The 12,153-nt window shown below is 66.8% G+C and carries 11 protein-coding genes; all 11 read right to left on the bottom strand.

The genetic code is table 11. The features are described 5' to 3' along the window. Positions 1 to 62: 62 nt before the first annotated feature. A complete protein-coding gene (locus GZH52_RS05890; RefSeq protein WP_163315559.1) occupies positions 63 to 818 on the bottom strand; it encodes a competence/damage-inducible protein A in 756 nt (251 codons plus the stop codon). Positions 819 to 827: 9 nt separating this feature from the next. Beyond that, positions 828 to 1,598 carry a YdcF family protein gene (locus tag GZH52_RS05885; RefSeq protein ID WP_163315558.1) on the bottom strand — a complete coding sequence of 257 codons (771 nt, stop codon included), beginning with the start codon at positions 1,596 to 1,598 and terminating at the stop codon, positions 828 to 830. A gap of 65 nt (positions 1,599 to 1,663) precedes the next feature. Continuing rightward, on the bottom strand, positions 1,664 to 2,374 hold the full coding sequence (locus GZH52_RS05880) for an ABC transporter ATP-binding protein (RefSeq protein WP_163315557.1): 711 nt from the start codon (positions 2,372 to 2,374) through the stop codon (positions 1,664 to 1,666). Further along, a complete protein-coding gene (locus GZH52_RS05875; RefSeq protein ID WP_163315556.1) occupies positions 2,371 to 3,141 on the bottom strand; it encodes an ABC transporter ATP-binding protein in 771 nt (256 codons plus the stop codon). The genes GZH52_RS05880 and GZH52_RS05875 overlap by 4 nt, the downstream gene beginning before the upstream one ends. Before the next feature lie 3 nt (positions 3,142 to 3,144). Then, complete coding sequence (locus GZH52_RS05870; protein ID WP_432417430.1) at positions 3,145 to 4,218, bottom strand: ABC transporter permease subunit; 1,074 nt, start codon at positions 4,216 to 4,218, stop codon at positions 3,145 to 3,147. A gap of 28 nt (positions 4,219 to 4,246) precedes the next feature. Then, the gene (locus GZH52_RS05865; RefSeq protein WP_163315554.1) at positions 4,247 to 5,176 is read right to left on the bottom strand and encodes an ABC transporter permease subunit; all 930 of its coding nucleotides are present in this window, start codon (positions 5,174 to 5,176) and stop codon (positions 4,247 to 4,249) included. Positions 5,177 to 5,554: 378 nt separating this feature from the next. Beyond that, complete coding sequence (gene astD / locus GZH52_RS05860) at positions 5,555 to 7,018, bottom strand: succinylglutamate-semialdehyde dehydrogenase (RefSeq protein WP_163315553.1); 1,464 nt, start codon at positions 7,016 to 7,018, stop codon at positions 5,555 to 5,557. Beyond that, positions 7,015 to 8,052: an arginine N-succinyltransferase gene (astA, locus tag GZH52_RS05855; RefSeq protein ID WP_163315552.1), complete on the bottom strand. Its 1,038-nt coding sequence runs from the start codon at positions 8,050 to 8,052 to the stop codon at positions 7,015 to 7,017. The genes astD and astA overlap by 4 nt, the downstream gene beginning before the upstream one ends. An 11-nt stretch (positions 8,053 to 8,063) precedes the next feature. Further along, positions 8,064 to 9,074 carry an arginine N-succinyltransferase gene (locus GZH52_RS05850; RefSeq protein WP_163315551.1) on the bottom strand — a complete coding sequence of 337 codons (1,011 nt, stop codon included), beginning with the start codon at positions 9,072 to 9,074 and terminating at the stop codon, positions 8,064 to 8,066. A 115-nt stretch (positions 9,075 to 9,189) separates the two neighbouring features. Next, positions 9,190 to 10,398, bottom strand: coding sequence for an aspartate aminotransferase family protein (locus tag GZH52_RS05845; protein WP_163315550.1), 1,209 nt, complete (start codon positions 10,396 to 10,398; stop codon positions 9,190 to 9,192). Between the two features lie 228 nt (positions 10,399 to 10,626). After that, positions 10,627 to 12,084, bottom strand: coding sequence for a beta-Ala-His dipeptidase (locus tag GZH52_RS05840; RefSeq protein ID WP_163315549.1), 1,458 nt, complete (start codon positions 12,082 to 12,084; stop codon positions 10,627 to 10,629). Positions 12,085 to 12,153 lie beyond the last annotated feature (69 nt).

Here is a 12,153-nt window from a genome sequence, read left to right as displayed (position 1 = left end):
TTCATGGGCAATAAAAAGCGCGCACGCTACCTTTTGTCGGGCGCGCGCGCAAGGGCAGCGGGTTAATCCGGACGTTCCAGCAGGCTGTAGCCGGCCTCGGCGAGCGCCTGCCGCCACTGCGCCATCGCCTCGGCGACGGTCGCCGCGTCGCCGCGGAAGCCGAACTCGATATGCATCTGCGGAATGGCGGCGTTGCCGAAGTTCGGCAGGCTGGAGAAGCGCAAGGCCGGGTAGCGCGCGGTGAACGCCTGCATCAGCGTGATCAGGTCGCCCTCGCGCGCGTCAAGCGCGATCACCGTCGCCTCGACCTCGGGCTCGCTCGCGAACAGGTGGCGGTAGCGGGTGTCCAGCACCCACTCGACCATCGGCCACGCCATGCTCGGGAAGCCCGGCACGAAGTGCACGTCGCGCACCGAGAAGCCCGGCATCTGGTTGACCGGGTTGGGGATCAGCGCCGCGCCTTGCGGGATGTTGCCCATATTGATGCGGTGCGGGTAAGCCTCGTCTCCGAAGCGCGCCTCGATGATCGCGCGCGCGTCGGGGTGGATGGCGAGCGGCACCCCGAGCGCGTCGGCCGCACACTGGCGGGTATGGTCGTCCGGCGTCGCGCCGATACCGCCAAAGGAGAACACCGCCTCGCCGGAGGAGAACGCGCGCTCAAGCTCGCGGGTAATCGCCGCAGGCGTGTCGCCCAGGTAGACGACGCGGGAGAGGCCGAGCCCCCGTGCGCCGAGGATGCCGATCAGCGCCGCCAGGTGCTTGTCCTGGCGCTTGCCGCTCAACAGTTCGTCCCCGATGATGATCGCCGAAAAATCCATGCCTGCTCCTCAAAAAACTTTACCAAGTGCATGGTATAGCAATCCCACATATTCTCGCAGCGCCTGATGTGACTCCTGCATGGCGCGGCCACTCGGCAGCCACCACACGAGGCCGCCGCCGTCGTAGCGGGTAAAGCCGGTCGGTGCCGGCAGCACCTTGAGGCCCTGCGCCTCGAAAAGCGGGATCGCGCGCTTCAGGTGCCAGGCCTGCGACACCAGGGTGATGCGTGTGACGCCCGAGGTCTTGAGCATCGCCGCGGCGAGCCGCGCGTTGTCAGCAGTATTGACCGCCTCCGACTCGACCCACTTGGGCTCGAGCAGGTAGTCGCGCGTCAGCGTCCTCTGCATCACCCACGCTTCGGGCTCGCCGCCCAGCGGCGCGCCGCCGGTCAGCAAAAGCGGCACGCCTGTCTGACGCGACAAAAAGGCCGCGTAGCGCAGGCGGCCGGACGCGTCGGCGGTCAGCTCGTTGCCGCCGTATTCGGGTGCCGGCTTCTTGCCGCCGCCCAGCACCACGATGGCGCCGGTTTTGGCGACATCCGGCACCCGCGCGACTTCGCCCGGTTCGAGCCCGGCGTTCAGCCACATCGCCACGCGCGGGGTCGCCATCAGGTAGCTGAAGAGCGCGGCCAACGCCAACAGAGAAAGACCCAGCCGCCGCCGGCCGCGCCAGGCCAGCACTCCGCCGATCGCGGCGATCAGCAACATGTTGACGGGCGGCAGCAGCACGCTGCCCAGCGCGAGCCGGGCGAGCACGCCCGGCGCGGTTTCCACCGGCATTCCAACCTCCACAAAAAGCAAAAGGCGCCGTGTCGCCACGGCGCCGCCAGCACCCAAAAACGTGCTTATTCGCCCAGATACGCGTTACGCACGCGCTCGTCGTCGAGCAGGTCTTTCGAGTTGCCGCTCATGGTGATGCGGCCGCTCTCCATCACGTAGCCGCGCTGCGACACTTCCAGCGCAAGCTTGGCGTTCTGCTCGACCAACAGCATGGTGACGCCCTCGGCCGAGATCTTGCGCACGATCTCGAAGATCTTCTCGACGATCAGGGGCGCGAGACCCATCGACGGCTCGTCCAGCAGCAGAAGCTTGGGGCGCGACAGGATGGCGCGGCCCATGGCGACCATCTGCTGCTCGCCGCCGGAGAGCGTGCCGGCGAGCTGCTTCTGGCGCTCCTTCAGGCGGGGAAACAGCTCGTACACATGCTCGATGTCGGCCTTGATGCCGTCCTCGTCGTTGCGGTAGTACGCGCCCATGCGCAGGTTTTCCTCGACGGTGAGCTTGGCGAACACGCCGCGCCCCTCGGGGATCATCACCAGGCCGCGGCGCACGAAGTCGTACACCGGCACGCCCGAAATATCCTGCCCGTCGTAGACGATGCTGCCGCCGGACTTCTTTTCCATGCCGACCAGGGTGCGCAAGGTGGACGTCTTGCCCGCGCCGTTGGCGCCGATCAGCGTGACCAGTTCGCCCTTCTCGATGGTCAAATCGATGCCCTTGACCGCCTGGATGCCGCCGTAGGCGACCTCAAGATTGTTGACTTTCAGCATGCTCATTCGTGGGCCACCCCCAGATAGGCCTCGATCACTTTCGGGTCGCGACGGACGACTTCGGGCACCCCTTCGGCGATCTTCTTGCCGTAGTCGAGTACCGCGATGCGGTCGCACAAGCCCATCATCAGCTTGACGTCGTGTTCGATCAGCAGCACGGTCACGCCGGACGCGCGGATCTTCTCCATCAGCGCCTTGAGTTCTTCCGTCTCGCGCGGGTTCATGCCGGCGGCCGGCTCGTCCAGTGCCAGGAGCTTGGGCTCGGTCGCCAGCGCGCGGGCGATCTCCAGGCGGCGCTGATGGCCGTAGCTCAGGTTCTTGGCGAACTCGTGCGCGACCTCGGTGATGCCGACATAGGCCAGCAGTTCCATCGCCTTGTCGCGGATCGCCCGCTCTTCGGCCATGGTGCGCGGGTCGCGCAGCACGGCGCCCAGCGCGCCCGCCTTGGAGCGGATATGGCGGCCGACCATCACGTTCTCCAGCGCCGTCATCTCCTTGAAGAGTCGGATGTTCTGGAAGGTGCGCGCGATGCCGGCGCCGACCACCACGTGCGGCTTGGCGCGGAACAGGTTCTGCCCGTTGAAGGTGAAGCTCCCCTCGTCGGGCATGTAAAGGCCGGTCAGCACGTTGAAGAGCGTGGTCTTGCCGGCGCCGTTCGGGCCGATCAGGCCGTAGATCTCGCCCTTGTTGATGGTCAGTCCGACCTCGGAGAGCGCGACCAGGCCGCCGAAGCGTTTGACGATGCCGTCGATTTTCAGCAGGACTTCAGCCATGGCTCACACACCTTCCTTCGCGTCTTCGAATTCCGCCTTGCGGCGCTTGGAGGGCAGCATCCCCTCCGGACGGACCAGCATCATCACAACAAGCGCGAGGCCGAACAGCAGCATGCGGGCGTTTTCCGGGTCGATGATCATCTTGCCGAAGGTCGCCATCTGCAAGGGACCGATCACGTCGCGCAGCACTTCCGGCACGACGGTCAGCACCACGGCGCCGAGGATCACGCCCGGGATGTTGCCCATGCCGCCCAGCACCACCATCGCCAGGATCATGATCGACTCCAGAAGGCCGAACGATTCGGGCGAGATGAAGCCCTGGAACGAGGCAAACAGGCCGCCTGCCACACCGCCGGAGAGCGCGCCCAGCGCGAACGCCAGCAGCTTGATGTTGCGGATGTTGATGCCCATCGCCGCGGCGGCGATGTCGTCCTCGCGCATCGCGACCCAAGCGCGGCCGATCCGCGAGTGCTGCAGACGCCACGCCATGATCACCACCAGCACCGTCAGGGCGAGGAACAGGTAGTAATACATGTACACGCCGTTGAAGGTGATGCCGAAGAACTCGTGCGGCTTGCCGAACGAGAAGCCGGCGACCTCGATCGGGGTGATCAGGTTGATGCCCTGCGGGCCGTTGGTGAGGTTGACCGGCGCGTTCAGGTTGTTCAGGAAGATACGGATGATCTCGCCGAAACCGAGCGTCACGATGGCCAGGTAATCGCCCTTGAGCTTCAGCACCGGGGTGCCCAGCATCACGCCGAACATCGCCGCGAACAGCGCGCCCAGGGGCAGCGTGATCCAGAACGGCATGTCTAGGCTGAAATGCGGCGACGCCAAGAGGCCAAAGGTGTAGGCGCCGACCGCGTAGAACGCGATGAAACCCAGGTCCAGGAGGCCGGCGAAGCCGACCACGATATTGAGGCCCAGCGCCAGCATCACGTAGAGCAGCGCGAAGTCCAGCGTGCGCACCCAGGAGTTGCCGAAGGTGCCGCCGACGATAAAGGGCAGCACCGCGAGCACGATGGCGCTGGCGACGAAGGTGGCAACCTTCTTGGCGCTGGCCGGCTGTTTGGTCATGGTGTTCATGGTTTTGTTCTCCCCATCCTTACGCGCGGTCAGCCATCTTTTCGCCCAACAGGCCGGACGGACGGAAGATCAGCACCACGATCAGCACCGCGAAGGCGAAGATGTCCTGGTAGTGCGAGCCGAGGAAGCCGCCGGTCAAGTCGCCGATATAGCCGGCGCCCAGACTCTCGATGATGCCAAGCAGGATGCCGCCGGCGACCGCGCCGGCCAGGTTGCCGATGCCACCCAACACCGCCGCGGTGAACGCCTTCAGGCCGATCATGAAGCCCATGTAGTAATGGACCTGCTCGTAGTTGGTCGCGACCATCAGGCCGGCGATCGCGCCGAGCGCCGAGCCGATCACGAAGGTCGCCGAGATGATGGTGTTGACGTTGACGCCCATCAGGCCGGCGACCGCCGGGTTCTGGCTGGTCGCGCGCATCGCGCGGCCCAGCTTGGTCTTCTCGACCACCAGCAGCAAGCCGCCCATGATCGCGAGGCACAGCACGATGATCACCATCTGCAGGCGGGTGATGCTCGCGCCGAAGATCTGGATCACGTCATGGTCGAGAATCGGCGGGAACGGGATGTAGTTGCGGCCCCACACCAGGATCGCCAGTTGCTGCAGCACGATGGACACGCCGATCGCGGTGATCAGCGGCGCCAGACGCTGCGCCTTTCTCAGCGGACGGTAGGCGACGCGCTCGATGGTGAAGCCGAGCAGCATGCACGCGGCGACGGCGACCATCAGGCCGATCAGGATCAGCGCCAGGGGCGGCAGGCCAAGACCTGCTGCCATCAAGGCGGAAACCACGGAAACGGTCACCATGCCGCCGACCATCACCACTTCGCCGTGCGCGAAGTTGATCAGCCCCATGATGCCGTAGACCATGGTGTAGCCCAACGCGATCAACGCGTAGATGCTGCCCAGCACCAGGCCGTTCAGGATTTGCTGGATGAAGATGTCCACGAAAGACTCCTTTGTTTTGACTGCTTCACGGCGAGCGGGCTTTTGCCTCTTGCTTGACCGCCGTATCCCCTGTGCATTGCACAACTTTATGGCACTTAGCCGGCCATTGTGGGGCGATTATGCTTCTGCATACAATCGCCTGTCAATGAAGAATGCATGAAAAATCCATATAACAATCTGAGCAAATGGGTGATCACAAAGTACTGTTTTTATTGCGATTTTCTTCCAACCTAACTCAAGCCAAGGCCGGCCAGCTCTCGGCCGGACGCGTTTTTATCTAACGCGTTAAAACCACAAGTACCGGCAAGCCGGGCAACATCCATGCAAGAAAAAGGCCATACGTTCGCATGGCCCCTGTTCCCCATTGCCCGGATCGCCTCAGAAAGGCAGGCCGGGTGAGCGCTGCGCGGGCAGCGAGAGCGCCTCGCTCTCCAGCGACGCGACAGGCCACGCGCAGTAATCGGCCGCGTAGTACGCGCTGGGGCGATGGTTGCCGGACGCCCCTACCCCGCCGAACGGCGCCGCGCTCGACGCGCCGGTCAGGGGCTTGTTCCAGTTGACGACACCGGCACGCCCTTCGACGAGATAACGCTCGAAGCTGTCGCGGTCGTCGGACAGCACCCCGCCGGCCAGCCCGAAGCGGGTGGCGTTGGCAAGCCCGATCGCCTCGGAGAGGTCGCCGTAACGATAGAGCTGCAGCAGCGGGCCGAAGTACTCCTCGTCCGGCACACCGGCCACACCGGTCACGTCGACCATCCCCGGCGACAGCATGGCGCTACCCGCATCGAGGCGGCGCATCGGCAGCAGCACGCGCGCGCCCAGTGCTTCCAGATTGTCCTGCGCCGCGAGCAGCGCATCCGCTGCGGCGACCGACACCAGCGCCCCCATGAAGGGCTGCGGCTCTTCGTCCCAGCGGCCGACGCGGATCGCCGCAGTCGCCGCAGTGAGGCGACCGACAAACGCGTCGCCCCACGCCCCCCTGGGCACCATCAGCCGGCGCGCGCAGGTGCAGCGCTGGCCGGCCGACACGAAGGCGGACTGGATCACGTGGTGCAAGGCGGCGTCGACGTCGGCGAGCTCGCACACGATCAGCGGGTTGTTGCCGCCCATCTCGAGCGCAAGCACCTTGTCCGGACGCCCGGCGAACTGGCGGTGCAAGGCGGCGCCGGTGGCGGAGCTGCCGGTGAAGAACAGCGCGTCGATGCCGTCGTTGCCGGCCAGCGCGACGCCGGTGTCCTTGCCGCCTTGCACCAGGTTCAGCACGCCGTCCGGCAGGCCGGCCGCCTGCCAAAGCTTGGCCGTCTCCTCGGCGGTCCACGGGGTCAGCTCGGACGGTTTGAACACCACGGTGTTGCCGGCGATCAGCGCCGGCACGATATGACCGTTGGGCAGGTGGCCGGGGAAGTTGTACGGCCCGAACACGGCGGCGACGCCGTGCGGCTTGTGCCTGAGCACTGCCTGCGCGTCGGCCATCGGCGCGGCGCGCTCGCCGGTGCGTTCCTCGAAAGCCTTCACCGAGATCTCCACCTTGGCCGACATGGTCGTAACCTCGGTCAGCGCCTCCCAACGAGGCTTGCCGGTCTCGCGCGCGATCACCGACGCGAGCTGTTCGCGGTTCTCGCCCAACAGCACCGCGAAGCGGCGGATGATCTCCAGCCGCGCGGCCAGCCCCAGCCGCGCCCAAGGCACGAAGGCGGCACGGGCGGCCGCGACCGCCGCGCCGACCTGCGAGGCGCCGGCGGCCTGCCCCTGCCACAGGGGCTCGGCACTGGCCGGGTCAAGCTTGCTGAACGCCGCGCCGTGCCCGGCCAGCCATTGCCCGTTGATCAGGTGGGTACTCATGCGATTTTCTCCGCAGGGTTGACGGTGACGACGCGTACGGTGTCGCCCTCGGCGACGCCCAGGCGCTCGGCAAGCGCGGGCGTCAGCGCGACGGATTCGTGGTCGACACAGGTGACGGCGAGCAGGCAGCGGAAGTCGGCGAATGCGGTGTTCGACACCAGCACCGCCTGGCCGCCTTCGGCCGGCAGCGGGTCGATCACGCGCACGATTTTCAGCGCGCTCTCGCGCACCGCGCGGATCTCGCTGGTATACGTCTGCACGGTCGGGCCCGCGTCGAAGATGTCGACGTAGCCCTCGTAGCGGAAACCCTCGGCCTCGAGCATCGCCACCGCCGGGCGCGTGTTGTCGTGCGTACGGCCGATCACCGCCTGCGCTTCCGGCGCCAGGAAGTCGATATACACCGGGTACTTGGGCATCAGTTCGGCGACGAAGGCCTTCTGGCCGATGCCGGTCAGGTAATCGGCGTGCGCGAAGTCGAGCGAGAAGAAGTGGCGGCCGAGCGCTTCCCAGAACGGCGACGCGCCCTGCTCGTCCGAGTAGCCGCGCATCTCGGCGACGGTCACCTTGCCGAACAGCTGCGGGAACTGCGCCATGAACAGGAAGCGGCACTTGGAGAGCAGGCTGCCGTTGCGGTTGACGCGGTAGTCTGGGTGCAGGAACAGCGTGCACAGCTCGCTGTAGCCGGTATGGTCGTTGGAGAGGAACAGCGTCTCGTGGCGGGTGTAGACGCCCATTTCCTCGGACGCGTGCACGATGGTGCCGACGCGGTAGTTGTACCACGGCTCCTTGAGGCCGACCGCGGCCTCCAGCGCGCAGATGCCGCCGATCGCACCGGTGGCGAGGTCTTCGAGCACGAACACGTAACCCTGGTCGCCGCGTTCGAGGTCGCCGGCGAAGCTCAGCACGGAACGGCTGATGCGGCGGGTCAGCCGCTCCTCGTTGACCGGCAATGAAGTGAGGCCGACCCCGGCGCTGCGCGCGAGGTTCATCAGGCCGTCAAGGTCCTGGAAACGGACGGGACGAATGCACACCATGTTGTAACCCCTCAAAGACCCAGTTGCGCGACCGCGCGTACCGTCTGGCCGTCCACCGCACCCAGCACCTGGGCGGTATCCGGGTCGACCCAAACCTTGCCGTCGCTGACAAACGCGCGCCCGACCGTCGAGCGGAACGCCGCGCGCTCGCCGGCCCCCAGCAACGTCGGTGTCGCCCCTTCGGGCAGGCTCGCGGTCACGCCCAGCGGCAGGGCCGTCGCACCACGTACAGTCAGCAGCGAATCGATGTCGGCGGTCAGCACCGCGCCGCCGTCGAAGATGTCGAGATACTGGTCGGCCTCGAAGCCTTCGGCGCCGAGGATGCGGCAAGGCTGTTCGAAGTCGGGGTGGACCTGGCCGATCGCCGCCTGCGCGGCGTCCGGCAGCAAGGGCACGTAGATCGGGTACGCCGGCATCAGCTCGGCGACAAAGGTCTTGCTGTGCTCGGCGAACGCGCGCTCGACTTCGTTGAAGTCCATGTTGAAGAAGCGGCGGCCGATCGCGTCCCAGAACGGCGACTGGCCGGCGACGTCGTGCACGCCGAGCATCTCGGCGATCGCGCGGCGGCCGAAGCGCGCACGCTCGCTCGCGATGAACAGCAGGCGGGCACGCGACAAGAGCTCGGCCGCCTCGGCGGCAAACGCGCGCTCGCAGTAGAAGCCGCACAGCTGCACGAGGCCGGTCAGGTCGTGGCACATGGTCAGCGCGTGGATGCGGTTGTTCACCCCGAGCGAGCGCGACGCGTGCACCAGCGTCTCGCTGCGGTAGCTGTAAAAGGGCTCGTCAAAACCCGCCTGCGCCGCGATCGCCGCGGTGCCGACGACGGCGCCCTCGCGCTCGAGCACGAACATGTAGTAGTCGCTGTCCGCGCCTTCCTGCTCGAAGGCTGCCTCGGAGCGGCGCAGCTTGTCGTACAGCTTCTCGCGGTTGGCCGGCAGGCTGGTGACGCCAACGCCGCTGGCGACGGCCATCGCTTCGAGCGCGGGCAAGTCGCCGATGGTGGCGGGTCTTACGGTCAGCATGGTGCTTCTCCCCTCGTTTTTCGGGCGCAGGCAGGCCCGCCCCGCCTCGCGGGCGGGATTTCTGGTAGCGGGTAATGCGCGCCGGGCCGGCCGGCCCGGCGCCAGGTTCAACGGATCAGCGGGCGAGGCGTGCCAGCGCGAGCTCGAGGCGGGCGAGGCCCTCGTCGATGTCCGCGTCGGAGACCAAGAGGCTTGGCGCGAGGCGGACCACATTGGTGCCGGCGACCAGCAGCATCAGCCCCTCTTCCTCGGCAGCCTTGAGCACGTCGCGCGCGCGACCGGCGTACGCCGGGGCCAGCACGCAACCGAGCAACAGGCCCATGCCGCGCACGGACTCGAACACGCCGAATCGCTCGCCAAGTTCGGACAGGCCCCGGCTCAGGCGCGCGGCCTTGGCACGCACGCCATCCAGCGTCTCCTGACGGCTGACGATCTCCAGCACGCGCAGCGCGACCGCGCACGCCAGCGGGTTGCCGCCGTAGGTCGAGCCGTGGGTGCCGACGACGAAGCTCGCACCAACCTTGCTGGTGGTCAGCATTGCGCCGACCGGGAAACCGCCGCCGAGCGACTTGGCCGAGGTCAGGATGTCCGGCGTGACGCCGTATTCCATGTACGCGTACAGCGAGCCGCTGCGGCCGACGCCGGTCTGCACCTCGTCGAAGATGAGGAGCGCGCCGTGCTTGTCGCACAGGGCGCGGGCTGCTTCGAGGAAGGCCGGATCGGCCGGCAGCACGCCGCCCTCGCCCTGCACCGGCTCGACCACCACCGCGCAGGTCGCGTCGCTGATCAGCGCTTCCAGCGACTCGATATCGTTGTAATCGAAGTGGCGGATGCCGGCGGGCACCGGCGCGAAGCCCTCGGTGTACTTGGGTTGTCCGCCGACCGACACCGTGAACAGGGTGCGGCCGTGGAAGGAATTGCGCGTCGACAGGATCTCGTGCTTGTGCGCGCCGAAATGGTCGCTCGCGTACTTGCGCGCCAGCTTGAACGCCGCCTCGTTGGCTTCCGCACCCGAGTTGCAGAAGAACACGCGCTCTGCGAAGGTCTTCTCGACCAGGAGCGACGCGAGCTTGAGCGCGGGCTCGTTGGTGAACACGTTGGAGACATGCCAGAGCAGGCCGGCCTGCTCGGAGAGCGCGGCCACCAGTTCAGGATGGCAGTGGCCGAGCGAGTTGACCGCGATGCCGCCGGCGAGGTCCACGTACTCGCGGCCGGACTGGTCCCACACCCGCGAGCCTTCGCCGCGCACAGGAATAAAGCCGGCCGGGCTGTAGTTGGGAACCATGACCTCGTCAAAGGTCGAACGGGTGACTGCCTGACTCATGTTGAGGCTTTCCTTTGTAGTGACGGCTTTGTGGGTTTTTGGCGATTCTAATTCAAGCCTTCGATACCACCCAATCAGCTATGCGACATGGGTTTACAGAAAACTTGACCCAGATCAAACCACGTCCTGGCAAGCTGCCGCAAACCCCATGGCACCCGATGCGCATGACTTGTGCACAAAAAAAGCCCGGCACGAGGCCGGGCTTTAACTGGAAGGCGCCGCGGACGCTTAGCCGCGGGCGGGCACGTCGGCGAGCACCGCCTGCAGCAGGCGCCACACATGGGCGACCGACTCGACGTTGACGCGCTCGCCCGGCGCGTGCGCGCCGCGGATATCGGGGCCGAACGACACCATGTCCATATGCGGGTAGCGCGCGCCGATCAGGCCGCACTCGAGGCCGGCGTGGATCACCTTGACGCCCGCCTCGCCGCCGAACTCGCGCGCGTACACGCGCTGGAACAGGTCGAGCAGGGCCGAGCCCGGGTTCGGTGCCCAGCCCGGGTACTCGCCTTCGCGCTCGATGTCGAACGCGGCGAGCGTGAACAGGTCGACGATCTCGTCGGCCAGCATGCGGGTGCCCGACTCCAGCAAGGAGCGCACCATCAGGTTGGCGAACACCGCGCCGTCCTCGACCACGATCACGCCGAGGTTGTTCGAGGTCTCGACCACGCCCTCGACCTTGCGGCTCATGCGCTTGACCCCGTGCGGCGCGGCGTGCAGCGCGGCGAACACGCGCGTCTCGTCCGCTTGCGCCATCACCTCGACCACTTCGGCCGCCTTGACGCTGACCGTCACGCCGTCGTCGACACCGGCGAGTTCGTCGCGCAGCAGCGCCTGATACGCGGCGACGCGACCCTCGACCGCAGCGTGCATCGCGGCGGGGTAGCTGATGCGCGCCTCGGCCTCGCGGGCGAGCGCGTTGCGCGCGGTGCCGCCGCGGAAGTAGGCAACCCGCGCGCCGCAGTCGGCCTGCAGTTCGCGGATCAGGCGCAGCATCAGCTTGTTGGCGTTGCCGCGCTCGAGGTGGATGTCGCAGCCGGAGTGGCCGCCCTTGAGGCCGCGCACGGACAGCAATGCGCCGGCATGCCCCGCCGGCAGCGCCTCGCGCGCGTAGCCGGTGCGCACATTGACGTCGACGCCACCCGCGCAACCGAGGTAGAAGTCGCCCCACTCCTCGGTGTCGATATTGATCAGGAGTTCACCCTGCAGCCAGCCGGGCTCAAGCCCCAGCGCCCCGCCCATGCCGGCCTCCTCGTCGACGGTCAGCAGCACTTCGAGCGGACCATGCGCGAGGGTGTCGGATTCGAGCGCGGCGAGCCCCAGCGCGACGCCAATGCCGTTGTCGGCACCCAGCGTGGTGTCCTCGGCCACCAGCCAGCCATCTTTCAGCACCGGACGCACCGGGTCCTTGAAGAAGTCGTGCTCGGTACCGGCGTTGGCCTGGCACACCATGTCGAGGTGGCCTTGCAGCACCACGCCCTTGCGGTCTTCCATGCCCGGCGTCGCCCCCTTGCGGATCAAGAGGTTGCCGGTGGCGTCGACCGAGGTCTCGAAGCCCTTCAGTTCGGCCCAGCCCTTCAGATAGTCGCGCAGCGCGCCCTCGTGCTTGGACGGACGGGGAATTTCACACAGAGTCTGGAAATGGCTCCACACGGCTTGCGGGGCGAGGTCGGCGATTCGGGTCACGGGCTTGTCCTTCCTGATGCGGCGCCTGGGCGGCGTCTGTTCGGTAAATAAGAATTTACTTTATCACGC

The sequence above is a fragment of the Crenobacter caeni genome (assembly GCF_010435965.1).
Lineage (GTDB): Bacteria > Pseudomonadota > Gammaproteobacteria > Burkholderiales > Chromobacteriaceae > Craterilacuibacter > Craterilacuibacter caeni.
The sequence above is the reverse complement of the archived record's forward strand: the minus strand, read 5'-3'. Positions and strand labels throughout refer to the sequence as shown.

Bases quoted from the DNA above. Each gene is read 5' to 3' on its own strand.
- GZH52_RS05870 (WP_432417430.1), bottom strand. From the start codon at position 4,218: ATGACCAAACAGCCGGCCAGCGCCAAGAAGGTTGCCACCTTCGTCGCC.
- astD (WP_163315553.1), bottom strand. From the start codon at position 7,018: ATGAGTACCCACCTGATCAACGGGCAATGGCTGGCCGGGCACGGCGCG.
- GZH52_RS05850 (WP_163315551.1), bottom strand. From the start codon at position 9,074: ATGCTGACCGTAAGACCCGCCACCATCGGCGACTTGCCCGCGCTCGAA.
- GZH52_RS05845 (WP_163315550.1), bottom strand. From the start codon at position 10,398: ATGAGTCAGGCAGTCACCCGTTCGACCTTTGACGAGGTCATGGTTCCC.
- GZH52_RS05880 (WP_163315557.1), bottom strand. From the start codon at position 2,374: ATGAGCATGCTGAAAGTCAACAATCTTGAGGTCGCCTACGGCGGCATC.
- GZH52_RS05890 (WP_163315559.1), bottom strand. From the start codon at position 818: ATGGATTTTTCGGCGATCATCATCGGGGACGAACTGTTGAGCGGCAAG.
- GZH52_RS05885 (WP_163315558.1), bottom strand. From the start codon at position 1,598: ATGCCGGTGGAAACCGCGCCGGGCGTGCTCGCCCGGCTCGCGCTGGGC.
- astA (WP_163315552.1), bottom strand. From the start codon at position 8,052: ATGGTGTGCATTCGTCCCGTCCGTTTCCAGGACCTTGACGGCCTGATG.
- GZH52_RS05875 (WP_163315556.1), bottom strand. From the start codon at position 3,141: ATGGCTGAAGTCCTGCTGAAAATCGACGGCATCGTCAAACGCTTCGGC.